Below are 25,092 nucleotides of genomic sequence, written 5' to 3'. Positions count from 1 at the left end.
TGAATTATTACAGCGGCGAATCCTGGCTGATTTCGTCCAGCGATAGGCTAAAGCTCGGGATGAACACGGCCATAAAGTAATCCATCTCCGGGCTTTGGCGCTGCTGTAATGTTTTCTCCAGCCGGGCTTTCGCCAGGGTAAATTCCGTGTTGCCCGCCGACAGCTCTTCCAGACATTTCAAATAGGCGCACAGCGCATCGGCCTGTTTGACGATCGCCCGTTCTTCCTCGCTCATATGCTGTTCATTCAGCAATGACTGAAAATCCCGCTGTAGTTCCGCCGGCAGCATATCGACCAGTTTCTGGCGGGCTATCTTTTCGATCTTTTTGTATTCATGGGCGATCTGCGCGTTGTAATACTTGATGGGCGTGGGCATATCCCCGGTCAGGACTTCGCTGGCGTCGTGATACATCGCCAGCAGGGCGATGCGTTCGGCGCTGACGTTGCCGTTGAACCTGCGGTTTTTAATCACCGCCAGCGCATGGGCGACGAAAGCGACCTGCAGGCTGTGCTCCGATACATTTTCCGTGCGCACGTTACGCATCAGCGGCCAGCGGCTGATGAGTTTTAGGCGGGACAGGTGGGCAAAAAAGTGACTCTGATTCATAGCAATCTCTCAGACAGCGGCACGGTGGAAATCTATTGTGGTCACTTGGCGGGGATTATGCAAACCATCCGATAAACCCGCCGCGCGGATGGTAGCGTCGGCTTAAGCCGTCTCTTACACGCAAGCGCGGGGATTCGTATCGGGTTTCGCCGTCGGTTTTCTGCCGATTTCCGGCCTTAAGGCGCCGGGCGCCATAGCCGCGCCCGGCGTGGGGGAGGGCGGCGCCGGTTATTGGTGGTAATGTTCCAGGAAACGTCCCAGTTTATGTACCGCCATATCCAACTCGTCAACGCGGGGCAGGGTCACGATGCGGACATGGTCCGGATAAGGCCAGTTGAAAGCCGTGCCCTGAACCAGCAGGACTTTTTCCTGTAGCAGAAGATCCAGCACCAGTTTCTGGTCGTCGTGAATATTAAAATGCTTGGCGTCGATGCGCGGGAACATATAGAGCGCGCCCTGCGGTTTAACGCAGGATACCCCTGGGATCTGGTTGATCAGCTCCCAGGCCCGGTTGCGCTGTTCATATAATCGTCCGCCCGGTTGGATGAATTCGCTGATGCTCTGATAACCGCCGATGGCGGTCTGAATGGCGTGCTGCATCGGCACGTTGGCGCACAAACGCATGGACGCCAGCATCTCCAATCCTTCGATATAGCCTTTAGCGTGCTTTTTCGGCCCGTTTAGCACCATCCAGCCCTGGCGGAAGCCGGCGACGCGATAGGTTTTTGACAGGCCGTTAAAGGTTACGGTCAGCAAATCCGGCGCCAGGGCGGCGATGGAGTGGTGCTGCGCGTCGTCATACAGAATTTTGTCGTAGATTTCGTCGGCGAAAATAATCAGGTTATGTTCGCGGGCGATCGCCACGATCTCCAGCAGCAGCGCTTTGCTATATACCGCGCCGGTGGGGTTGTTGGGGTTGATAATCACGATGCCGCGGGTATGCGGCGTGATTTTTTTACGAATGTCATCCAGATCGGGAAACCAGTCCGACGTTTCGTCGCACAGATAGTGCACGGCATTGCCATTCGAGAGCGATACCGCGGCGGTCCAGAGCGGGTAGTCCGGCGCCGGAACCAGCATTTCGTCGCCGGTATTGAGCAACGCCTGCATGGACTGTACGATCAGCTCGGAGACCCCGTTGCCGATATACACATCTTCGACCGTCATCTCACGCATGCCCCGGGCCTGATAGTGCTGTACGATGGCTTTACGCGCGGAATAAAGGCCCTTGGAGTCGCAATAGCCCTGCGCCGTCGGTAAATTGCGGATCACATCGACCAGAATTTCGTCAGGGGCGTCGAAGCCGAAAGGGGCGGGGTTGCCGATGTTTAGCTTAAGTACTTTATTACCTTCTTCTTCAAGACGTTTGGCTTCCTTCAGAACTGGGCCGCGAATGTCATAACAAACGTTCTCCAGCTTCTTGGATTTTTCAATCGGGGACATAAATATCACAAACCTTTTGCGGGAAAAGCGTATTCCTAGGTGGAATAGCATAACCTGCTCAATGTACTCCTCCTGTAGTACCTTTTGAAGAATGATTATCGCTTTCCCTGCAAATTATTCCGCTTATGCACTACATAGTTGTGTACTAGTCTGGTGGTGCGGTACTGTAGGCGGACGGTCGGCTTTAGGTCGGTCGGAACACTTTTCACGATGAAAATATATGTCGGTTATTTAAATGCGGCAGGCATTTATTTTGCGGGATGAAAAAAGAAACACGACGTTATCAGATTAAGAATTCAAGGGGGGATGACGCATTTAAGACAATGACGGCTCATCAATTGAAAAGGCGATTGTGGTAACGAAATATAAGTATTTTTTTGCCCTTATGGTGCGTCTGCGATAGTGTCTTTAAAATGTATGGGTTGTTACCATTACATGTAATAAAACACCAGGAATGTTTTTGTTAAAAATTAAAATAGATAAGTGATGAATCGTATGACTAACGCAAATCGACCAGTAATTAATCTCGATCTTGATCTATTGAGAACGTTTGTCGCTGTTGCAGATTTGAACACTTTTGCAGCCGCTGCTGTTGCTGTACGTCGGACTCAATCGGCCGTCAGTCAGCAAATGCAACGTTTAGAACAACTCATCGGCAAGGAGCTGTTCGCCCGCCACGGGCGTAATAAGCTATTGACCGAACACGGTATTCAGTTTCTCGGCTATGCCAGAAAAATATTACAGTTCAATGATGAAGCCTGCACTTCATTAATGTTCAGTGATATTCAGGGCACGCTGACTATCGGCGCTTCCGACGATACCGCGGATACCATTCTTCCTTATATTTTACACCGGGTAACCTCTGTTTTTCCTAAATTATCGATCGACGTTAACGTACAGCGCAGTGCGGAAATGTTGGAGATGCTACATCAAGGGAAAATTGATCTGGTGATTACCACAATGAACAGTATGGCATTTCCCCATGTCTTATTACGAACTTCGCCAACGTTATGGTATTGCGCCGCTGATTATCAATTCCGGCGGGAAGAGCCCGTTTCGCTGGTTGTTATGGAAGAGCCCAGCCCTTTTCGCGCATTGGCGCTGGAGTATCTGAACGCCATGGGCATTCCGTGGAGGATTGCTTATGTGGCGTCCACGCTGTCGGCCGTTCGCGCCGCGGTTAAGGCCGGCCTGGGGGTAACCGTGCGTTCGGTTGAAATGATGAGTCCGGGGTTCCGGGTGCTGGGCGAGGAGGATGGATTGCCCAGGCTGCCGGAAACCCGCTATTTCCTGTGTCGGAATCCGCAGCAGGAAAATGAGCTGGCGACGGCGATTTTTAGCGTGATCGGTTCGGGTAATCAGTCTTACGCGCCGGTAATGGATGCGGCATTGAAGGATGCCATGTAATTGTTGACCGGCCGGCATTGTTCGGGCCGAAGGGACGCGGCCCGAATGACGCTGCCCGAATAGCGATTGCGCCTTGCCTATCGCATTGTAAACGGCGGGCCGGAATCGGTGAAATCTGCCCACGTCTCCTGTCTGTGGCTGTTATGTCCCCTTCATATAAATCAAAATGCCATTACCCATTGAGTAAAACGTTGGTCCTGTTTTTTTAACGCGCCAGGCAAGAATCTTCCATTGGCTTTAAATTTGTACTTATCAATTTTTTTACTAACTAAATTGGCAAAAATGTGCCGCGGATCAAAAAATGCCCTTAATGACACTGTGGGTGAACAAGCAATCCTTGCGAAAATGATATAGTGGCGGGGTGAAGCTGAGTTGACCCTGTTCGTGGTTTGTTAACAAATAGTTGTCACTGACTCGATTTAGCGGCAAACGAGAATGTGAGTGTTAACAAAACTGTGTGCATGTAAACTGATATACTGTTACCTTTAGTAAGGTTGAAAAAAGGTTACAGAATTAGGGCTCGACCATCTGAATGCCCGTTGACCTGACACGTTTCCGTGCGTTTTGTGTGGTCTTTATCCTTCCTTTTAATCGATGTGGTGCCTAGCTGCCGAAAAAGAGCAGATGTTACTAACCACTTTTGATGAGTAAGCAACGAGTATGTCAACAACTACAGAAATCCTCGCCCATCATTGGGCGTTTGCGTTATTCGTTATTATTGCCGTTGGCCTGTGCGTATTCATGCTGACAGGCGGTTTTTTGCTTGGTGGCAGGGCAAGGGCCAGAGCCAAAAACGTACCTTATGAGTCAGGGATTGATGCGGTGGGGTCGGCGCGCATGCGTCTGTCCGCCAAATTTTATCTGGTCGCCATGTTTTTCGTCATCTTCGATGTTGAAGCCTTATATCTTTACGCCTGGTCCGTCTCTATCAGAGAAAGCGGCTGGATTGGCTTTATCGAAGCCGCCATTTTCATTTTGGTGTTGCTGGCTGGTTTGATCTACCTGGTTCGAATCGGCGCGCTAAACTGGATTCCCGAGCGCTCCAAAAGACAGGTCGTTAAATCGGACATCGTAAACATTACCAACAATCATCAGCAGTAACAGCGAGGCATTTAAGATGGACTATACGCTCACCCGCATAGAGCCGGACGGTGAAAACGACCGTTATCCTCTGCAACGGCAGGAGATCGTTTCCGACCCTCTGGAGCAGCATGTTCACCGCAGTGTGTATATGGGCAAGCTGGAGCATGCGCTTCACGATACGGTGAACTGGGGTCGTAAAAACTCTCTTTGGCCTTATAACTTCGGCCTTTCCTGTTGCTATGTTGAAATGGTGACATCCTTTACCGCGGTACACGACGTCGCGCGTTTCGGTTCTGAAGTCTTACGCGCATCGCCGCGCCAGGCCGATTTTATGGTGGTAGCGGGAACCTGCTTTACCAAGATGGCGCCGGTGATCCAACGCCTGTATGAACAGATGCTTGAGCCCAAATGGGTGATCTCCATGGGCGCCTGCGCAAACTCCGGCGGTATGTACGACATTTACTCCGTTGTGCAGGGCGTCGATAAATTCCTGCCGGTCGACGTCTATATTCCCGGCTGCCCGCCGCGTCCCGAAGCCTATATGCAAGCGCTGCTGCTGTTAAAAGAATCGATTGGCAAAGAGCGCCGCCCGCTGTCGTGGACGGTGGGAGAACAGGGCGTTTATCGCGCCAATATGCAGTCTGAACGGGAACGTAAGCGCGGCGAGCGTATCGCGGTGACCAACCTGCGTTCGCCCGATGAGATTTGAGCTGTAAACGATGAATAGCGTGGTCGCGTAATATCACGATAAGAGTGTGCGGCCTTATTCGGATACAGAAATAGCACATTTAATGTGGTGACATACCTATGACAGATTTAACGACGCACGATCTCGCTATGCCTGCCTGGCAAACTCGCGATCATCTTGATGATCCGGTCATTAGCGAGCTGTGCAACCGTTTTGGGCAGGAAGCATTTACTGTACAGGCAACCCGCACGGGCGTTCCCGTGGTGTGGGTTAAGCGTGAGCAATTACTGGAAGTCGTCTCTTTCCTGAAAAAACAGCCGAAACCTTATGTGATGCTGTTTGACCTGCACGGCATGGACGAGCGTTTGCGCACCCATCGTGAAGGTCTGCCCGCCGCGGATTTCTCCGTTTTCTACCACTTCATCTCCATTGAGCGCAACCGCGACATTATGCTGAAAGTCGCGCTGGTCGAAAACGACATGCACTTGCCGACCATGACCAATTTGTTCCCCAACGCCAACTGGTATGAGCGGGAAACCTGGGAAATGTTCGGCATGACCTTCGATGGCCATCCCCACTTAACGCGCATCATGATGCCGCATACCTGGGAAGGACATCCGCTGCGCAAAGATTATCCGGCGCGCGCCACCGAATTCGATCCCTTTGTGCTGACCAAGCAGAAAGAGGATTTGGAAATGGAGTCGCTAACCTTTAAGCCCGAAGCCTGGGGGATGAAGCGCGGCACCGAAAACGAGGACTTCATGTTCCTGAACATGGGGCCGAACCACCCTTCGTCGCACGGCGCTTTTCGTCTGATTTTGCAGCTGGACGGCGAAGAGATTCTCGACTGCGTGCCGGATGTGGGCTACCACCACCGCGGCGCGGAGAAGATGGGCGAACGCCAGTCCTGGCATAGTTATATTCCTTATACCGACCGCATCGAGTATCTGGGCGGCTGCGTGAATGAGATGCCGTATGTGCTGGCCGTCGAAAAACTGGCGGGCATTGAGGTGCCGGAACGCGTTAAAACGATTCGCGTTATGCTGTCCGAGCTGTTCCGCATCAATAGCCACCTGCTCTATATCAGTACGTTCATTCAGGACGTCGGCGCCATGACTCCGGTGTTCTTCGCCTTTACCGACCGCCAGAAGATTTACGATCTGGTGGAAGCCATTACCGGGTTCCGTATGCACCCAGCGTGGTTCCGTATCGGCGGGGTGGCGCACGATCTGCCGCGCGGCTGGGAGCGTCTGCTGCGCGAATTCCTCGACTGGATGCCGTCGCGTCTGGACACCTATGTCAAAGCCGCATTGCAGAACACTATCCTGAAGGGCCGTACGCAAGGGGTTGCCGCCTACAACGCCAAAGAAGCCCTGGAGTGGGGGGTGACGGGCGCCGGCCTGCGCGCCACCGGTATCGATTTCGACGTGCGTAAGCGCCGTCCGTATTCCGGTTACGAAAACTTCGACTTTGACGTGCCGGTCGGCGACGGCATCAGCGATTGTTACAGCCGCGTGATGCTGAAGGTCGAAGAGCTGCGTCAGAGTCTGCGTATTCTGGATCAGTGTCTGAAGAATATGCCGGCCGGGCCGTTTAAGGCGGATCATCCGCTGACGACGCCGCCGCCGAAAGAGCGCACTTTGCAGCACATCGATACCCTGATTAACCACTTCCTGCAGGTTTCCTGGGGACCGGTGATGCCCGCCAATGAATCATTCCAGATGATTGAAGCGACCAAGGGCATCAACAGCTATTACCTGACCAGCGACGGCGGCACCATGAGCTACCGTACGCGTATTCGCACGCCGAGCTATGCGCACTTGCAGCAGATCCCTTCAGTCATCCGCGGATGTCTGGTATCCGACCTGATCGTGTACCTCGGCAGTATCGATTTTGTCATGTCTGATGTGGACCGCTAATTATGCACGATCATAACAACACTACTCCCGATCATATCGACGCCCAGGGACGAACCGCCGCCGATTCACTGACGAAAGAACATGTTTTTGTGCTGAGCGACGCGGAGCGTGACGCGATTGAGCAGGAAAAACACCACTATGAAGACGCGCGCGCCGCGTCGATCGAAGCGCTGAAAATCGTGCAGAAGCAGCGCGGCTGGGTACCGGATGGCGCCATCAAGGCGATTGCCGATCTGCTGGGCATCGCCGACAGCGATGTCGAAGGCGTGGCTACGTTTTACAGCCAGATTTTCCGCCAGCCGGTGGGGCGCCATATCGTTCGCTATTGCGACAGCGTCGTGTGCCACATTAACGGCTATGAAGGCGTGAAGGCGGCCCTGGAGCGCAAGCTCAGCATTAAGCCGGGGCAGACGACGTTCGACGGCCGTTTTACCCTGCTGCCGACCTGCTGTCTGGGAAACTGTGATAAAGGCCCGTCGATGATGATCGACGACGATCTTCACAGTCACGTCAAGCCTGAAGATATCGAATCGTTATTGGAGCAGTATCAATGAGCAAAAACATTGTTCTGACTGCTGAACAGCATCCTCTGACCTGGCGTTTACGTGATGATAAACAGCCGGTGTGGCTGGATGAGTATCGCAGCAAAAACGGCTATGCCGGCGCGCAAAAAGCATTAAACGGCATGGCGCAGGACGAAGTGGTTTCTCTGGTCAAAGACGCCGGTCTGAAAGGACGCGGCGGCGCCGGCTTTTCCACCGGGCTCAAATGGAGCCTGATGCCGAAAGACGAAAGCATGAATATCCGTTATCTGCTGTGCAACGCGGATGAAATGGAGCCGGGAACCTATAAAGACCGCCTGCTGATGGAGCAGCTTCCGCACCTGCTGGTGGAAGGGATGCTGATCGGCGCCTTTGCGCTGAAAGCCTACCGCGGCTACATCTTTCTGCGCGGCGAATACGTCGCGGCGGCGGTAAATTTGCGCCGCGCCATCGAAGAGGCCAAACAGGCCGGGCTGCTGGGCAAAAATATTCTGGGCAGCGGGTTTGATTTCGAACTCTTTGTTCATACCGGCGCGGGGCGTTACATCTGCGGCGAAGAAACCGCGCTGATTAACTCGCTGGAAGGGCGCCGCGCCAACCCGCGTTCGAAACCGCCGTTTCCGGCGTCCGCCGGGGCATGGGGCAAACCGACCTGCGTTAATAACGTGGAAACCTTGTGCAACGTTCCGGCCATTATCGAGCACGGCGCCGAGTGGTACCAGGGGCTCTCCGCCGGCAAAAGTAAAGATGCCGGCACCAAGCTGATGGGGTTTTCGGGGCGGGTCAAAAATCCGGGGCTGTGGGAACTGCCGTTCGGCACCACCGCGCGCGAGATTCTTGAGGACTACGCCGGCGGCATGCGCGACGGGCTAACGTTGAAAGCCTGGCAGCCCGGCGGCGCCGGTACCGATTTCCTGACGGGCGATCATCTTGATTTGCCGATGGATTTCGAGAACATCGGCAAAGCGGGAAGCCGTTTGGGCACTGCGCTGGCGATGGCGGTCGACAACGAAATCAATATGGTCTCTTTAACCCGTAATCTGGAGGAGTTTTTCGCCCGCGAATCCTGCGGCTGGTGTACGCCCTGTCGCGACGGCCTGCCCTGGAGCGTAAAACTGCTGCGGGCGCTGGAGCGCGGAGAGGGGCAGCCCGGCGATATCGAAACGCTGGAGCAGCTTTGCCGCTTTCTGGGGCCGGGCAAGACCTTCTGCGCTCACGCGCCGGGCGCCGTGGAGCCATTGCAAAGCGCCATCAAATATTTCCGCGATGAGTTTGAAGCGGGTATTTCTCCACAGTATCTGGGTAACACCAAAGCGATTGGCGGCATTCAACCCAATTTGTTGAAAGAGCGCTGGTAATCAATCGTCTGATGAGCTTGAGATGCAGTAAATGTATCCGCCGGACGGCACCGACAAGCCGTCCTCATTAATAGAATTTTTGATTAGCGCCTGCGGCGACGCGGGCCATTATGGAAGCATGCTGACTATGGCTACTATTCATGTAGACGGCAAAGAGTATGAAGTCAACGGCGCGGACAACCTTCTCGAGGCCTGTCTGTCCCTGGGACTTGATATTCCTTACTTTTGCTGGCACCCCGCGCTGGGAAGCGTGGGATCTTGCCGCCTCTGCGCGGTAACGCAATATCAGAACGCGGAGGATACCCGCGGCCGGCTGGTGATGTCTTGTATGACGCCGGCTGCCGAGGGCACGTTCATTGCGATTGAAGACGAAGAAGCGAAGCTATTCCGCAAGACGATAGTCGAGTTTCTGATGACCAACCACCCGCACGACTGTCCGGTGTGCGAGGAGGGGGGCAACTGCCATCTGCAGGATATGACGGTGATGACGGGGCAGAACTTCCGCCGCTACCGTTTTACCAAGCGTACCCATCGCAACCAGGATCTCGGGCCGTTTATCTCCCATGAGATGAACCGCTGCATCGCCTGCTATCGCTGCGTGCGCTACTACAAGGATTACGCCGACGGCACCGATCTCGGCGTTTACGGCGCGCACGATAACGTCTATTTCGGCCGCCCGGAAGACGGCGCGCTGCAGAGCGAATTTTCCGGCAACCTGGTCGAGGTTTGTCCGACCGGGGTATTCACCGACAAAACGCACTCCGAACGCTATAACCGCAAATGGGATATGCAGTTCGCCCCGAGCGTCTGTCAGCAGTGCAGCGTCGGCTGCAATACCAGCCCCGGCGAGCGTTACGGCGAGCTGCGCCGCATTGAAAACCGCTTTAACGGCAGCATAAACCATTATTTCCTATGCGACCGCGGCCGTTTCGGCTACGGCTACGTCAATCTGCAGGATCGTCCCAAACACCCGCTTCAGCGCCGCGGCGGCGACTGGGTTGAACTAACTGCGGAACAGGCGGTGGAAGGCGCCGCCGACGTGCTGCGTCAGGCGAAGAAAACCATCGGCATCGGTTCGCCGCGCGCCAGTATCGAAAGCAACTTCGCGTTGCGCGAGCTGGTCGGGGCGGAAAACTTTTATACCGGCATCGCCCGCGACGAACAGCAACGTTTGCAGCTGATTCTGCAGGTTTTGCGCGACGGCGGCGTGCGCACGCCGGCGCTGCGCGAGATCGAAAGCCATGACGCCGTTCTGGTGCTGGGCGAGGATCTGACGCAGACGGGCGCGCGCATCGCGCTGGCGGTGCGCCAGGCGGTGAAAGGCAAGGCGCGCGAAATGGCGGCGGCGCAAAAAGTGGCGGACTGGCAGATCGCCGCTATTCTGAACATCGGTCAGCACGCCAAACATCCTCTGTTTGTCACCAACGTAGACAGTACCCGGCTGGACGATATCGCCGCCTGGAACTACCGCGCGCCGGTCGCCGATCAGGCCCGGTTGGGCTTCGCCGTCGCCCACGCGCTGGATGACAATGCGCCGGCGGTGACGGAGCTGGCCGACGGGCTCGATCGGAAAGTGGATATCATCGCCCAGGCGCTGGCCGGGGCGAAAAAACCGCTGATTATTTCCGGCACCAACGCGGGCAGCGACGCGCTGATCGCGGCGGCCGCCAATGTGGCGCGGGCGCTCAAGTCGCGCGGTTCCGACGTCGGCATCACCTTTGTCGCTTCCGCGGCGAACAGCATCGGCCTGTCGATGATCGGCGGCGGTTCGCTGGATGATGCGCTTGCGCAGTTGGAAAACGGCGCCGCCGACAGCGTGGTGATCATGGAAAACGATCTCTATCGCCACGCCTCCGCCGCGCGCGTTGATGCGGCGTTGGAAAAAGCCGGTAGCGTCATTGTGCTGGATCATCAGCGCACCCGCATCATGGATAAAGCCAGCTTTATTCTCTCCGCGGCGAGCTTTGCCGAAAGCGACGGCACGCTGATCAATCAGGAAGGGCGCGCCCAGCGATTCTTCCAGGTTTATGATCCGGCCTATTACGACAATAGCGTGGCGATGCTGGAAAGCTGGCGCTGGCTGCACTCGCTAAGCTCCACCTATAACAGCCGCAAGATCGACTGGACCCAGCTTGATCACGTTATCGACGCCTGCGTCGACGCCATGCCGCAGCTGGCGGCGATTAAGCAGGCCGCGCCCGATGCGGCGTTCAGAATTCGCGGGCAGAAGCTGGCGCGTTCGCCGAACCGCTCAAGCGGCCGCACCGCCATGCGCGCCAATATCAGCGTGCATGAACCGCGTCAGCCGCAGGATAAAGACACCATGTTCGCCTTCTCGATGGAAGGGAACAACAGCCCGCTGGCCGACCGTCAGCAGATCCCCTTCGCCTGGGCTCCCGGCTGGAACTCGCCGCAGGCCTGGAATAAGTTTCAGGATGAAGTGGGCGGCCATCTGCGCCACGGCGATCCGGGCGTGCGCATGATTGAAGCGGGGGAGAGCGCGTTGGGGTATTTCGATAACATCCCGGCGGCGTTTGTCGCCCAGGCGGGAAGCTGGCGCGTGGCGCCCTATTATCACCTGTTCGGCAGCGATGAAATGTCGCAGCGTTCGGCGGTGATTCAACAACGTATGCCGGAGCCTTACGTTATGGTCAACCCGGCCGACGCGGCGGCCCTGGGCGTTAATCCCGGCGCGCTGGTCGAACTGCGTTGCGAGGGTCAGACGTTGCGCTTGCCGCTGCGGTTAAGCGACGGGCTAAGTCAGGGACAGGTTGGTTTACCGCTGGGGCTGCCGGGCATTGCGCCCAGGCTGGCGGGCGCAACCGTCGACAATCTGCGGGAGGCTGCACAATGAGTTGGTTAACACCGGAACGCCTGGAAATCCTGATCGCCGTTGGCAAAGCGGTGGTTATCCTGCTGGTCGTGGTGACCTGCGGGGCGTTCATGAGTATGGGCGAACGTAAGCTGCTGGGCCTGTTCCAGGGGCGCTACGGGCCGAACCGGGTAGGTTGGGGCGGTTCGCTGCAGCTGGTCGCCGATATGATCAAAATGTTCTTCAAAGAGGACTGGGTGCCAAGATTTACCGACAAGGTGATCTTTACGCTGGCGCCGATGATCGCCTTTACCTCGTTATTGCTCTCCTTCGCCATCGTGCCGGTCAGCCCGACCTGGGGCGTGTCGGACCTGAATATCGGGATACTGTTCTTTTTGATGATGGCGGGGCTGGCGGTCTATGCCGTGCTGTTCGCCGGCTGGTCGAGCAACAACAAATACTCGCTGCTGGGGGCGGTGCGCGCTTCCGCCCAGACGCTGAGCTACGAAGTGTTTCTCGGCCTGTCGCTGATGGGCGTGGTGGCGCAGGCCGGTTCTTTCAATATGAACGATATTGTTGAATCGCAGGCGCACTTATGGAACGTCATTCCGCAGTTCTTCGGTTTCGTCACTTTCGCCATTGCGGGCGTGGCCGTGTGTCACCGCCACCCGTTTGACCAGCCCGAAGCGGAACAGGAGCTGGCGGATGGCTACCATATTGAATATTCCGGTATGAAGTTCGGCCTGTTCTTCGTCGGCGAATATATCGGCATCGTCACGGTTTCCGCACTGATCGTCACCCTGTTTTTCGGGGGCTGGCATGGTCCGTTCCTGCCGCCGTTCGTCTGGTTTGCGTTGAAAACGGCCTTCTTCATGATGATGTTTATTCTGATTCGCGCCGCGTTGCCCCGTCCGCGTTATGACCAGGTGATGGCTTTCGGCTGGAAAGTTTGCCTGCCGATAACGTTACTGAACCTGCTGGCGACGGCCGCGGTCATTTTGTACAACGCTCAATAAGGGGTGAGTGAACCATGACATTAAAAGATTTAGTGATTGGTTTCGGCACCCAGATACGCAGTATCTGTATGGTGGGATCGAATGCTTTCAAAAAGCGCGAAACCAGAATGTATCCCGAAGAACCCGTGAACCCGCCGCCGCGCTACCGCGGCCGTATCGTGCTGACGCGCGATCCGGACGGCGATGAGCGTTGCGTGGCCTGTAACCTGTGTGCCGTGGCTTGTCCGGTCGGCTGCATCTCCTTGCAGAAAGCGGAAACCAAAGACGGCCGCTGGTATCCCGAGTTTTTCCGCATCAACTTCTCGCGCTGTATTTTCTGCGGTTTTTGCGAGGAAGCCTGCCCGACCACGGCCATTCAACTGACGACCGATTTTGAGATGGGGGATTACAAACGCCAGGATCTGGTTTACGAAAAAGAGGACTTGCTGATTTCGGGGCCGGGTAAATATCCGGAGTACAATTTCTACCGGATGGCCGGCATGGCGATCGATGGGAAAGATAAGGGCGAAGCGGAAAATGAAGCCAAACCCATTGATGTTAAAGGCCTATTACCCTAAGGAGCTAACATGGAATTCGCTTTTTATATTGCGGGCCTGATTGCCGTAGTGGCGACGTTGCGCGTCATCACCCACACCAATCCCGTGCATGCGCTGTTATATCTGATCGTTTCCCTGTTGGCCGTCGCGTGCGTGTTTTTTTCGCTGGGCGCCTATTTCGCCGGCGCGTTGGAAATCATCGTTTACGCCGGCGCCATTATGGTGCTGTTCGTGTTCGTGGTGATGATGCTCAACCTCGGCAACTCCGTGGTCGAGCAGGAGCGCGCATGGCTTAAACCTACCGTATGGATCGGCCCTTCATTACTGTCGCTGGTGTTGCTGATCGTGATCGTGAAAGGCATTTTCAGCCTGGACGAACGGGGGATTAGCGGAGAGATGGTGGATGCCAAATCCGTGGGGATCGCGCTGTTCGGCCCTTATGTTCTCGCCGTCGAACTGGCCTCAATGCTGCTGCTGGCCGGGCTGGTGGTCGCATTCCACGTCGGTCGCGAAGAGAAACGCGGGGAGGTCGTCAGTAAGGAGACCGCGGGCCAGGGCGCCGATAACAAAAAAATAACAGGGGAACGCGCATGATTCCGTTACAACATGGGCTAATTCTGGCCGCCATTCTGTTCGTTTTAGGATTAACAGGGTTAATTATCCGCCGTAATCTGCTGTTTATGTTGATCAGCCTCGAAATTATGATCAACGCCGCCGCGCTGGCGTTCGTCGTCGCCGGCAGCTATTGGCAGCAGGCGGACGGGCAGGTGATGTATATTCTGGCGATTACGCTGGCGGCGTCCGAAGCGAGTATCGGACTGGCGCTGCTGCTGCAGCTTTATCGCCGTCGTCAGACCCTGAATATTGATACAGTCAGTGAGATGCGCGGATGAACTTACTCTATTTAACCATACTATTCCCGCTGCTTGGCTTCCTGCTGCTGGCGTTTTCCCGCGGCCGCTGGTCGGAGAATGTCTCCGCCGCCGTCGGCGTGGGTTCTATCGGTCTGGCGGCGTTGGTGACTATTTGGGCGGCGGCCGACTTTCTTGGCCGGCAGCATGCCGGCGTTAGCGTGTTCAACCAGCATTTGTGGACATGGATGGCGGTCGGCGACTTCAATATCGGCGTGACGCTGACGCTGGACGGCCTGTCGGTCACCATGCTGTCGGTCGTCGTCGGCGTCGGTTTCTTTATCCACCTGTTCGCGTCCTGGTATATGCGCGGCGAAGAGGGATATTCCCGTTTCTTCGCCTATACCAACCTGTTTATCGCCAGCATGGTGGTGCTGGTGCTGGCGGACAACCTGTTGCTGATGTACCTCGGCTGGGAAGGCGTGGGGCTGTGCAGCTATCTGCTGATCGGTTTCTACTACACCAATCCGAAAAATGGCGCGGCGGCGATGAAAGCCTTTATCGTCACGCGCATCGGGGATGTTTTTCTGGCCTTTGCGCTGTTTATCCTTTATCAGGAGCTGGGCACGCTTAACTTCCGCGAACTGATGGTGCTGGCGCCGCAGCAGTTGGCGGAGGGCTCTCCGGTAATTACCTGGGCGACTCTGATGCTGCTGGGCGGGGCGGTGGGCAAATCCGCTCAGCTGCCGCTGCAAACCTGGCTGGCGGATGCGATGGCGGGGCCGACGCCGGTCTCCGCGTTGATCCACGCCGCGACCATGGTGACCGCCGGGGTGTATCTGATCGCCCGTACCCACGGTCTCTTCCTGATGGCGCCGGACGTTTTACACCTGGTCGGCATCGTCGGCGCGGTAACGCTGGTATTGGCGGGGTTCGCCGCGCTGGTGCAGACGGATATCAAACGCGTGCTGGCTTACTCCACCATGAGCCAGATCGGCTATATGTTTCTGGCGCTGGGGGTACAGGCGTGGGATGCGGCGATTTTTCATCTGATGACCCACGCGTTCTTCAAAGCGCTGCTGTTCCTCTCTTCCGGTTCGGTGATCCTTGCCTGTCACCACGAGCAGAACATCTTCAAAATGGGCGGACTGCGTAAAACCATTCCGCTGGTGTATGTCTGCTTCCTGGTGGGCGGTTCGGCATTGGCCGCGCTGCCGCTGGTGACCGCCGGGTTCTTCAGTAAAGATGAAATTCTGGCGGGCGCCTGGGCTAACGGCCACCTCAACCTGATGGCGGCGGGACTGGCCGGCGCCTTTATGACCTCGCTGTATACCTTCCGTATGATCTTTATCGTGTTCCACGGCGAGGCGAAAACCCAAGCGCATGCGGGCAAAGGGCTCGCCCATCATTTACCGCTCATCGTGCTTATGGTGCTGTCCACCTTTATCGGGGCGTTGATCGTGCCGCCGTTGCACGGCGTGCTGCCGGAAACCACGGCGCTTGAGCACGGCCGTATGGTGATGCTGGAGATCGCCTCCGGCGCCATCGCCGTCGCGGGCATAGTACTGGCCGCCGCGCTGTGGCTGGGCAAGCGTCAATGGGTGAGCGCTATCGCGCAGAGCGCGCCGGGCCGTTTCTTCTCGACCTGGTGGTTCCATGCCTGGGGATTCGACTGGCTGTACGACAAAGTTTTCGTCAGGCCCTATCTGGCCGTTGCGCGGCTGCTGCGGCGCGATCCGCTGGACGTACTGATGAGCGTTCCGGTCTTTATTACCCGTTGGTGCAATCGCGGCCTGGCGGTGAGCGAAAATGGCCAGGTGCGTTGGTACGTTGCCTCCATGGGGGTGGGCGCCGTCGTTGTGCTGGCCTTGCTACTGCTGGTTTAAGGCGATACCCGGAACGTATGAAGGGCAGGGCATTCCGCTAAGAGTGCCCGCCACGGCAAGTTTTCAGATTTCTTTAATTTAGGGACACAAAGCGCCATGCTACTACCTTGGCTAATTCTTATCCCCTTTATCGGCGGTCTGCTGTGTTGGCAGTTCGAGCGTTTGGGCTCGCAGGTGCCGCGCTGGATCGCGTTGATTGCGATGGGGCTGACTCTGGCGCTATCTCTGCAACTGTGGTTGCAAGGTGGCTATTCTCTGGCGACGCCTGACGGTCTGCCGCAGTGGCAGGCCGAGTTCAATGCGCCGTGGATCCCGCGGTTCGGCATCAATATCCATCTGGCGCTGGACGGACTCTCGGTGCTGATGGTGGTGTTGACCGGCCTGCTGGGGATTCTGGCGATCCTCTGTTCGTGGCGGGAAGAGCAGCGCAATCAGGGCTTTTTTCACCTTAACCTGCTGTGGATCCTGGGCGCGGTAATCGGCGTTTTCCTCGCCATCGACATGTTCCTGTTCTTCTTCTTCTGGGAGATGATGCTGGTGCCGATGTATTTCCTCATCGCGCTGTGGGGACATAAAGGCTCCGATGGCAAAACCCGCATCGCCGCCGCGACCAAGTTCTTCATCTATACCCAGGCCAGCGGGCTGGTGATGCTGATAGCGATCCTGGCGCTGGTCTTCGTACATTATTCCGCGACCGGCGAGTGGACCTTCGATTATGAGAAGCTGCTCGATACCCCGATGTCCCGCGGCGTTGAATATCTGTTGATGCTCGGCTTCTTTATCGCCTTTGCGGTCAAAATGCCGGTGGTGCCGCTGCACGGCTGGCTGCCGGATGCTCACAGTCAGGCGCCGACGGCCGGTTCGGTCGACCTGGCCGGCATCCTGCTGAAAACCGCGGCTTACGGCTTACTGCGCTTTAGCCTGCCGCTGTTTCCGAACGCTTCCCACGAGTTCGCGCCCATCGCGATGTGGCTGGGGGTCGTCGGCATTTTCTACGGCGCCTGGATGGCCTTCAATCAGAGCGATATCAAACGGCTGATCGCTTATACCTCGGTTTCCCATATGGGCTTTGTGATGGTCGCCATCTACTCCGGCAACCACCTGGCCTACCAAGGGGCGGTTATTCAGATGATCGCCCACGGGCTCTCCGCCGCCGGCATGTTTATTCTGTGCGGCCAGCTGTACGAACGCCTGCATACGCGCGATATGCGCAAGATGGGGGGACTGTGGGCGCGCCTTAAATACCTGCCGGCGATCTCCCTGTTCTTCGCCGTCGCGACCTTGGGTATGCCGGGAACCGGTAACTTTGTCGGCGAATTCATGATGCTGTTCGGCAGCTATCAGGTGGTGCCGGTGATTACCGTGATCTCCACGTTCGGTCTGGTATTCGCCTCGGTCTACTCGCTGATCATGATGCAGCGCGCCTACTACGGCGCGCCCCGGTCGGATCAGCCGCTGCCGGGCATGACGGCGCGCGAGCTCTCCCTGGTGATGCTGCTGGTGGTGCTGCTGGTGTTGCTGGGGGTTTACCCGCAGCCGGTTCTGGATACCTCCAGCGCGGCGATGTCCAATATTCAGCAGTGGTTTATGTCGTCTGCTCCAGATTCAATAATTTCAACAACAAGGCCGTAATTCGCCATGACAATAACTCTTCAACAACTAATCGCGCTGTCGCCGCTGTTGATCGTCGGATTGACGGTAGTGGTTGTGATGCTGTGCATTGCGTGGCGACGCAACCATTTTGTCAACGCAACCATGACGGTCATCGGCCTGAATATCGCGCTGCTGTCGCTGTACTTCGTCGCGCAGGTTGAGCCGACGGACGTGACGCAGCTGCTGCGGGTCGATGGTTTCTCCATGTTCTATACCGGACTGGTGCTGCTCGCCAGCCTGGCGACCAGTACCTTCGCCTATCCGTGGCTGGAAGGTTTCCCGGACAACCGCGACGAGTTTTATCTACTGGTGCTGATCGCCGCTCTGGGGGGGATTCTGCTGGCAAGCGCCAATCACCTCGCGTCCCTGTTCATCGGCATTGAGTTGATTTCGCTGCCGCTGTTCGGGCTGGCCAGCTACGCATTTCGCCAGAAGCGTTCGCTGGAAGCCGGCATCAAGTACATGCTGCTGTCGGCGGCGTCCTCCGCTTTTCTGCTGTTCGGCATGGCGCTGCTGTACGCCGATTCGGGCAGCCTGACGTTCGCCAGCCTGGGGCGGAGCCTGAGCGATCTTCATATCCATGAACCGTTGCTGTTGGCCGGGCTGGGGATGATGATGGTCGGCATCGGCTTTAAATTGTCGCTGGCGCCGTTCCAACTGTGGACGCCCGACGTGTATCAAGGCGCGCCGGCGCCGGTCTCCACCTTTCTGGCGACCGCCAGCAAAATCGCCATTTTCGGCGCGGTGATGCGTCTGTTCCTCAACGCGCCGCTGGTCGACAGCGAATCCGTCAGGATCGCGCTCGGCGTTATCGCCTTTGTTTCCATTCTGTTCGGCAACCTGATGGCGGTGTCGCAAAATAACATCAAGCGGCTGCTGGGGTACTCGTCCATTGCGCATATGGGGTATCTGCTGGTGGCGCTGATCGCGGTGCAAAGCCATCAGCTAGCGCTGGAAACCGTCGGGGTTTATCTGGTCGGCTACCTGTTCAGCAGCCTCGGCGCGTTTGGCGTGGTCAGCCTGATGTCCAGCCCCTATAGCGGCCCGGACGCCGAGTCGCTGTTCTCCTACCGCGGCCTGTTCTGGCATAAGCCGATTCTGTCCGCGGTGATGACGGTGATGATGCTGTCTCTGGCCGGTATTCCGATGACCCTGGGCTTCTTCGGCAAGTTCTATGTGCTGGCGACGGGGGTCAATGCCGAGCTGTGGTGGCTGACCGTTACCGTCGTGGTGGGCAGCGCCATCGGTCTTTATTACTATCTGCGCACCATGGTCAGCCTGTATCTGCACGCGCCTAAAGAGCTGCAGCGCGATACGCCCAGCAACTGGGCGCTGACGGCGGGCGGCGTGGTGGTGCTGATTTCGGCCATCGCGGTGCTGGTCTTGGGGGTTTACCCGCAGCCGTTGATCTCGCTGGTTCAGTTGGCCCAGCCCATGATGTAGCCGCTTAGTCCGACGGGCGTGACGAAAACCGCCGCGGGTGATGAGCCTGCGGCGGTTTTTTTCTTTCCCGCGGCGCTACGCGATGCAACGTCCGCCGCTTTAGGAATGGTCCGTGCTTAAACGCCATAATAGATACGCAAAATTGTCTATAGTTAATAAGACAATTATGTTTCATTCATAACGGGAGTATTGTATGGCGGAAGCAAAAAAACAGCCTGAAGAGATTGGCGTCGATGACGATCTGAAGCTTTTGTCCGACACGCTGGATGAATTACTGCGCTATTCCGGCGATCAGGCGGATAAAGCCTATCTTGAATTGAAGACCAAGGCTGAAAAAGCGCTGCTTGAGGTGAAAACCAGAATCGGCGCGACCGACAGTTACTATGCCCGGGCCAAACAGGTCGCTGATAAGGCGGATATTTACGTACATGACAAGCCCTGGCATGGCATCGGCATCGGGGCCACCGTCGGTCTGGTGCTCGGGCTGTTGTTGGCCAGACGCTAACGATGGCGCGCCGGCCGCGGCTGATATTCGCCGCAGTCCGGCATTCATTCCGCGCGCGCAGAAAGGCCGCGCGCAGAGCGCTCCGGTTACGCCGCCGGCCGATAAGCGTTGGCGATGCGTAACTACCGCCGCGCTTTATGGCTGGTAGTAATAAACATTCTGATCGAAACAGCGATCGCCGATTTTCTCGGCGTTTTTGCGCTGGTGATGAAAACGAAAGCCAATCCGCTGAGCCAGCGCGTTGCTGCGCGGGTTGGCTACCGAGGCCCTAATAACGCACTTATTCAAGACGCCTGCGTTAATGTAGGCATTCACCATGGTTCGCACCGCTAACGAAACAATGCCCTTGCCCTCGAATGGTGCGGCGATCCAATAACCAATCACGCCTTCTTGGTCCCTGATCGTATTGAATGAGACGATACCGGCAATATCCCCGTCCCAGCGGATAATGTAGACCGCGGCGGCGCCCGCGGCGAACTCGCTGCGGTTCGCCCTTATCGTGTTCAGCGTATCCGCGACGCAGGTTACCGAATCCGGCCAGGGCAGGGTAAGACGCAGACGCGATTTCTCTTGTTGCACCAGGGAGAAAAGGGCATCGGCATCGCTCTCCTCTTGCAGGGTTAAATGCAGATGCGGCGGATGATGTAGTTCACTAAGCGTTCTCACGCGGTCCTCTCCTGTATCCGATCTATTATTCATTGTCGCCATATGTGGCCGTATGCCCGATCCGGCTGTTAAATCCTATACCCGCAGCGTACCGTCAATAAGGGTTACGCTATGCCCGCCGACCCAAGGCTCGTCATTCAGATATACCACGGATATCCGGCCGTCGCTCTGAAGTTTGGTGCCTTGCCTAACGCGGTAATCAAGCTGTTGCGAGGCGTCGCTATCCGGGTAGTGCTGTTGGCGCAGAATACAGGCCAGACAGGCATTGGCGCTGCCGGTGACCGGATCTTCCTTGATGTGGCCCAGCTCGATATAAAACGTGCGGACTTCGTAATCCGTCGGAATGGCGTTGTCGTGCGGCCCGTAGACGGCGATGCCGTTGATGCGGCAGGCCGCCTGCAAATCGGCCAGCGATTGCGCGTCCGGCGCGACCTCCAGACAGCTCCTGGCGTCGTCCATGCGTATCATCAGCCAGCTTATGCCCATACGCACCGTGGCCGGGGCGTAGCGCTTATCTATTCTGGCGCTGCCGAGCGTGCGCTCCAGCAAGGGGGTGAGGGTGGCATCAAAAGGCTCGATGGTGGCCGGCGGCACGTGAAAAGCCAGCGAGTCGTCGTCATTAATATTGATCGGCACCAGGCCGATGCCGCTTTGTTGGATAATCTGCCCGGGGGATTTGGTCGGAAAGCCCGACTCCAGCAGCGCGTGCGCCGTACCCAGCGTTGGGTGCCCGGCAAACGCCAGCTCCTGCTCAGGGGTAAAGATGCGCACGCCGTAGTCGGCCAGCGGATTGGTTGGCGGCACGACAAAGGTGGTTTCCGACAGGTGGGTCCAACGGGCGATATTGCGCATCTGTTCGTCGCTCAGGCCGTCGGCGTCGAGAACGACGGCCAAAGGGTTCCCCTTGAGCGGCTGCCGGGTAAATACGTCGATTTGTTTAAAGCGTCGCTGTTGTGGCATAAGGCACTCTTTCCTGACATCCCGCTATTTTTCAAATCGCGCTTATGGACGCGGGATGAAATCCAGGGGCATAGATGATGAGATCGCTAATTATGGCTGTAAATCAGCGCGTTGTCTTTCGCTTCGCACGCCGTTTCTTCATGTCGATGGCAATCCCGGGTTAAATCTCGCGCACAGCTGGCCGCGATTATGGGTAGTGCTGTTCACTTAAGCCGATTTTTAGGGGAAACACAGGGGGAGGTTCCCGTAGGGACGCCTCACCCCTGTGGTCGCCCCGTGTATCTCGATACTTAAACGATCGGCATTACCGCGATTATAGGGGGCTTTTGTGGCATAATGCGGCCAACATCACATTCTGACTTGAGTAAGTTCTGTGCTAAGTACCAACAATATCACGATGCAGTTTGGCAGTAAGCCATTGTTTGAAAACATTTCAGTTAAATTCGGCGGCGGTAATCGCTACGGCCTGATCGGCGCCAACGGCTGCGGTAAATCCACCTTTATGAAAATACTGGGCGGCGATCTGGCGCCCAGCTCCGGCAATGTTTCCCTCGATCCCAACGAGCGTTTGGGGAAATTGCGTCAGGATCAGTTCGCTTTCGAAGAGTACAGCGTGCTGGATACCGTCATCATGGGGCATGCCGAGCTCTGGGCGGTGAAAGAAGAGCGCGATCGCATTTACGCGCTGGCCGAGATGAGCGAGGCCGACGGCTATAAAGTCGCCGATCTGGAAGTGCAGTATGGCGAGATGGACGGCTACAGCGCGGAAGCGCGAGCCGGAGAACTGCTGTTGGGCGTCGGTATTCCTTTGGAGCAGCATTATGGTCCGATGAGCGAGGTGGCGCCCGGTTGGAAACTGCGCGTTCTGTTGGCGCAGGCGCTGTTTTCCGATCCGGATATCCTGCTGCTTGATGAACCGACCAACAACCTGGATATTGATACCATTCGTTGGCTGGAGCAGGTGCTGAACGACCGTAACAGCACCATGATCATTATCTCCCATGACCGCCACTTCCTGAACATGGTGTGTACCCATATGGCGGATCTGGACTACGGCGAGCTGCGTATTTATCCCGGTAACTATGATGAATATATGACGGCGGCGACGCAGGCGCGCGAGCGCCTGCTGGCGGACAACGCCAAGAAGAAAGCGCAAATCTCCGAGTTGCAGTCGTTCGTCAGCCGGTTTAGCGCCAACGCCTCCAAATCCAAGCAGGCGACTTCGCGCGCCCGCCAGATCGATAAAATTCAGTTGGAAGAGGTGAAAGCCTCCAGCCGTCAGAATCCGTTTATTCGCTTCGAGCAGGATAAGAAACTGTTCCGCAACGCGCTGGAGGTGGAGGCGCTGGCGAAAGGGTTTGATAACGGACTATTGTTCAGCAAACTTAATCTAATGATCGAGGTCGGGGAGAAGGTCGCCGTCCTGGGAACCAACGGCATCGGGAAGTCGACGCTGCTGAAAACCCTGGTCGGCGATCTCCAGCCCGATAGCGGCACGGTGAAATGGTCGGAAAACGCGAAGATCGGCTATTACGCTCAGGATCACGAATATGAATTCGACGACGCGCTGACCGTGTTTGACTGGATGAGCCAGTGGAAGCAGGGGAGCGATGACGAGCAGGCGGTGCGCAGCGTACTCGGGCGTTTGCTGTTCAGCCAGGACGACATCAAGAAAAAAGTGAAGGTGTTGTCCGGCGGCGAGAAAGGCCGCATGCTGTTCGGCAAGCTGATGATGCAGCGTCCTAATATTTTGGTTATGGATGAGCCGACCAACCACATGGATATGGAGTCCATTGAGTCGCTGAATATGGCGCTGGAAATGTATGAAGGCACGCTGTTGTTCGTCTCCCACGATCGGGAGTTCGTCAGCTCCCTGGCGACCCGTATTATTGAAATGACGCCGAACAAAACGATCGATTTCAGCGGGAATTATGAGGATTACCTGCGCAGCCAGGGTATCCAATAACGGTCTTAATTCGCTTCGTGCTGTTTTAATCAGGACGGCATGGCTGATAGCCATGCCGTCTTTTTATTAACATTTTTCATGATTCTTTATATTTTTTACGCAGATAAAAATAATCCGCCGATATTTATTCGTTAAGCATTGCCCTTAAACGGGAATTTAAAATGCGAGTTATTTCACTCTCCATTTTTAAACTAAAAAATCTAAAGTAAGTAATTTTTTCTTATGGCGAAGAGTACGCCGTCCCAAAGATGGTCAATCCAGGAAATAAATAAATTAAAATAATGTGTTTTGAGAAATTTTGATGTTTATCAAAATATTAAGCTAGTCGTTTTCCGAGATGGCCGATGAGGTTAATCGGTTTAGCTAACGAAAAATAAACGCATGGATAATTTATGATGGCTATTGAGATTATTTCTCATTTAAACAAAACGCCTTCTTTTAAATAGAGCCCATACGCATAAGGTCACAGTTATAAAAGAAATAAACCGCTTATTGTCCTGACGATTGATGAAGATCAAGTCTGTTAAATAAACTTCCTCATTACCATACCCACACACATATCGCGTGTTACTCCGTTCGGGTTACAGGAGAATAATAAAAAATGAGTGGGGAAAATTTAATGATTTCCCATCACGGTATTAATCGCCGTGATTTTATGAAGTTATGTGCAGCACTGGCGGCATCAATGGGATTGGCGGACTCCGCCGCCGCGGAAATCGCGCAGTCGATAGGCTCTACGCAGCGTCCGCCGGTTATCTGGATCGGGGCGCAAGAGTGTACCGGGTGTACGGAGTCTCTGTTGCGGGCGACGCATCCAACGATTGAAAATCTGCTGTTGAACACCATCTCGCTGGAATATCACGAAGTGCTGTCCGCCGCTTTCGGCGAACAGGCGGAAGAAAATAAGCATCGTGCTATTGAGCAATATAAAGGGAAATACGTTCTGGTCGTTGATGGATCCATCCCCATCAAAGACGGCGGCATCTACTGCATGGTGGCGGGGAAGCCGATCGTCGAGCATATCCGTGAGACGGCGGAACACGCGGCGGCGATCGTCGCTATCGGTTCTTGCTCAGCCTGGGGCGGCGTTCCGGCCGCCGGCAGCAACCCCACGGGCGCGGTCAGCCTGCAGGATGTCCTGCCGGGGAAAACCGTGATTAATATCCCCGGCTGTCCGCCGAATCCGCACAACTTTCTGGCGACCGTCGCGCATATCATCACCTATCAGCGTCCGCCCGCGCTTGACGCCGAGGGCCGTCCGACGTTTGCCTACGGCCGCTTGATTCATGAAAACTGCGAACGCCGCCCGCACTTTGACGCCGGTCGCTTCGCTAAAGAGTTCGGCGACGAAGGACATCGGCAGGGGTGGTGTCTCTACCATCTGGGCTGTAAAGGGCCGGAAACCTACGGCAACTGTCCGACGCTGGAATTCTGCGACGTCGGCGGCGGCATTTGGCCGGTCGGCATCGGGCATCCTTGCTATGGCTGCAACGAGAAAGGCATCGGTTTTACCAAAGGCATTTTTCAGTTGGCCAACGTGGAAAATCCGACGCCGCGGGTGGAGAAACCGGACGTCCATAGCCCTGAAGGCGGCCATATCTCAACCACGGCTACGGGATTAATCGGCGGCGTGCTCGGCGTGGTTGGCGGCGTCAGTCTGATGGCGGTGCGCGAGCTGGGGCGTCAGCAAAAGCAGGCGGCGCAAAAAAACAGTCAGCAGGATGCTGGAAACGCACCACGGGAGGGTTAGG

Annotated in this window: 21 protein-coding genes; 17 read left to right on the top strand and 4 right to left on the bottom strand. The window is 56.1% G+C overall.

Annotated elements, in window-relative coordinates; all coding sequences use genetic code 11:
* Positions 1-7: 7 nt before the first annotated feature.
* Positions 8-607, bottom strand: coding sequence for a 5'-deoxynucleotidase (yfbR, locus tag VSX58_RS13390; RefSeq protein WP_327618530.1), 600 nt, complete (start codon positions 605-607; stop codon positions 8-10).
* A 228-nt stretch (positions 608-835) separates the two neighbouring features.
* Positions 836-2,050: a pyridoxal phosphate-dependent aminotransferase gene (locus VSX58_RS13385; RefSeq protein WP_327618529.1), complete on the bottom strand. Its 1,215-nt coding sequence runs from the start codon at positions 2,048-2,050 to the stop codon at positions 836-838.
* Between the two features lie 495 nt (positions 2,051-2,545).
* On the opposite strand from VSX58_RS13385, the gene lrhA reads away from it, so the two are divergent.
* The 15 genes from lrhA to elaB all read left to right on the top strand — a co-directional run bounded on the left by lrhA (position 2,546) and on the right by elaB (position 19,749).
* Positions 2,546-3,457, top strand: coding sequence for a transcriptional regulator LrhA (gene lrhA, locus VSX58_RS13380; protein ID WP_327618528.1), 912 nt, complete (start codon positions 2,546-2,548; stop codon positions 3,455-3,457).
* Between the two features lie 660 nt (positions 3,458-4,117).
* On the top strand, positions 4,118-4,558 hold the full coding sequence (locus tag VSX58_RS13375) for an NADH-quinone oxidoreductase subunit A (protein ID WP_327612929.1): 441 nt from the start codon (positions 4,118-4,120) through the stop codon (positions 4,556-4,558).
* 16 nt (positions 4,559-4,574) lie between these two features.
* Positions 4,575-5,249, top strand: a complete 675-nt coding sequence (locus tag VSX58_RS13370) for a NuoB/complex I 20 kDa subunit family protein (protein WP_327612928.1) — start codon at positions 4,575-4,577, stop codon at positions 5,247-5,249.
* A gap of 98 nt (positions 5,250-5,347) precedes the next feature.
* Entirely contained in the window at positions 5,348-7,147 is a 1,800-nt protein-coding gene (gene nuoC, locus VSX58_RS13365) for an NADH-quinone oxidoreductase subunit C/D (protein ID WP_327618527.1), read from the top strand.
* A gap of 2 nt (positions 7,148-7,149) precedes the next feature.
* Positions 7,150-7,701 carry an NADH-quinone oxidoreductase subunit NuoE gene (gene nuoE / locus VSX58_RS13360; RefSeq protein WP_327618526.1) on the top strand — a complete coding sequence of 184 codons (552 nt, stop codon included), beginning with the start codon at positions 7,150-7,152 and terminating at the stop codon, positions 7,699-7,701.
* Entirely contained in the window at positions 7,698-9,047 is a 1,350-nt protein-coding gene (gene nuoF, locus VSX58_RS13355; protein ID WP_327618525.1) for an NADH-quinone oxidoreductase subunit NuoF, read from the top strand. The genes nuoE and nuoF overlap by 4 nt, the downstream gene beginning before the upstream one ends.
* 127 nt (positions 9,048-9,174) lie before the next feature.
* Entirely contained in the window at positions 9,175-11,901 is a 2,727-nt protein-coding gene (nuoG, locus tag VSX58_RS13350; RefSeq protein ID WP_327618524.1) for an NADH-quinone oxidoreductase subunit NuoG, read from the top strand.
* On the top strand, positions 11,898-12,875 hold the full coding sequence (nuoH, locus tag VSX58_RS13345; RefSeq protein ID WP_239782907.1) for an NADH-quinone oxidoreductase subunit NuoH: 978 nt from the start codon (positions 11,898-11,900) through the stop codon (positions 12,873-12,875). Before nuoG ends, nuoH begins: the two co-directional genes overlap by 4 nt.
* A 14-nt stretch (positions 12,876-12,889) precedes the next feature.
* Positions 12,890-13,432: an NADH-quinone oxidoreductase subunit NuoI gene (gene nuoI / locus VSX58_RS13340; protein WP_327618523.1), complete on the top strand. Its 543-nt coding sequence runs from the start codon at positions 12,890-12,892 to the stop codon at positions 13,430-13,432.
* Between the two features lie 9 nt (positions 13,433-13,441).
* Positions 13,442-14,005 (top strand): NADH-quinone oxidoreductase subunit J, encoded by a 564-nt coding sequence (nuoJ, locus tag VSX58_RS13335; RefSeq protein ID WP_327618522.1) that lies wholly within the window; start codon positions 13,442-13,444, stop codon positions 14,003-14,005.
* On the top strand, positions 14,002-14,304 hold the full coding sequence (gene nuoK, locus VSX58_RS13330; RefSeq protein ID WP_327612922.1) for an NADH-quinone oxidoreductase subunit NuoK: 303 nt from the start codon (positions 14,002-14,004) through the stop codon (positions 14,302-14,304). The genes nuoJ and nuoK overlap by 4 nt, the downstream gene beginning before the upstream one ends.
* Positions 14,301-16,148 (top strand): NADH-quinone oxidoreductase subunit L, encoded by a 1,848-nt coding sequence (gene nuoL, locus VSX58_RS13325; RefSeq protein WP_327618521.1) that lies wholly within the window; start codon positions 14,301-14,303, stop codon positions 16,146-16,148. Before nuoK ends, nuoL begins: the two co-directional genes overlap by 4 nt.
* Positions 16,149-16,244: 96 nt before the next feature.
* Positions 16,245-17,780, top strand: coding sequence for an NADH-quinone oxidoreductase subunit M (nuoM, locus tag VSX58_RS13320; RefSeq protein WP_327618520.1), 1,536 nt, complete (start codon positions 16,245-16,247; stop codon positions 17,778-17,780).
* A gap of 6 nt (positions 17,781-17,786) precedes the next feature.
* Positions 17,787-19,244, top strand: a complete 1,458-nt coding sequence (gene nuoN, locus VSX58_RS13315) for an NADH-quinone oxidoreductase subunit NuoN (protein ID WP_327618519.1) — start codon at positions 17,787-17,789, stop codon at positions 19,242-19,244.
* A gap of 193 nt (positions 19,245-19,437) precedes the next feature.
* Complete coding sequence (elaB, locus tag VSX58_RS13310; RefSeq protein ID WP_327612918.1) at positions 19,438-19,749, top strand: stress response protein ElaB; 312 nt, start codon at positions 19,438-19,440, stop codon at positions 19,747-19,749.
* A gap of 135 nt (positions 19,750-19,884) precedes the next feature.
* Here elaB and VSX58_RS13305 read toward each other — a convergent pair whose 3' ends face one another.
* Positions 19,885-20,448, bottom strand: a complete 564-nt coding sequence (locus VSX58_RS13305; protein ID WP_327618518.1) for a GNAT family N-acetyltransferase — start codon at positions 20,446-20,448, stop codon at positions 19,885-19,887.
* Positions 20,449-20,490: 42 nt separating this feature from the next.
* Positions 20,491-21,375 (bottom strand): PhzF family phenazine biosynthesis protein, encoded by an 885-nt coding sequence (locus VSX58_RS13300; RefSeq protein WP_327618517.1) that lies wholly within the window; start codon positions 21,373-21,375, stop codon positions 20,491-20,493.
* A gap of 373 nt (positions 21,376-21,748) precedes the next feature.
* Here VSX58_RS13300 and VSX58_RS13295 point away from each other — a divergent pair, with 373 nt between their 5' ends.
* Both VSX58_RS13295 and hybO read left to right on the top strand, forming a co-directional pair.
* A complete protein-coding gene (locus tag VSX58_RS13295; protein WP_327618516.1) occupies positions 21,749-23,341 on the top strand; it encodes an ABC-F family ATPase in 1,593 nt (530 codons plus the stop codon).
* A gap of 601 nt (positions 23,342-23,942) precedes the next feature.
* Positions 23,943-25,091: a hydrogenase 2 small subunit gene (gene hybO, locus VSX58_RS13290; protein WP_327618515.1), complete on the top strand. Its 1,149-nt coding sequence runs from the start codon at positions 23,943-23,945 to the stop codon at positions 25,089-25,091.
* Position 25,092 lies beyond the last annotated feature (1 nt).

This window comes from Brenneria populi (assembly GCF_036016195.1).
Lineage (GTDB): Bacteria > Pseudomonadota > Gammaproteobacteria > Enterobacterales > Enterobacteriaceae > Brenneria > Brenneria populi.
Note: the sequence above shows the minus strand (reverse complement) of the source record. Positions and strands in the feature narration are given on the sequence as shown.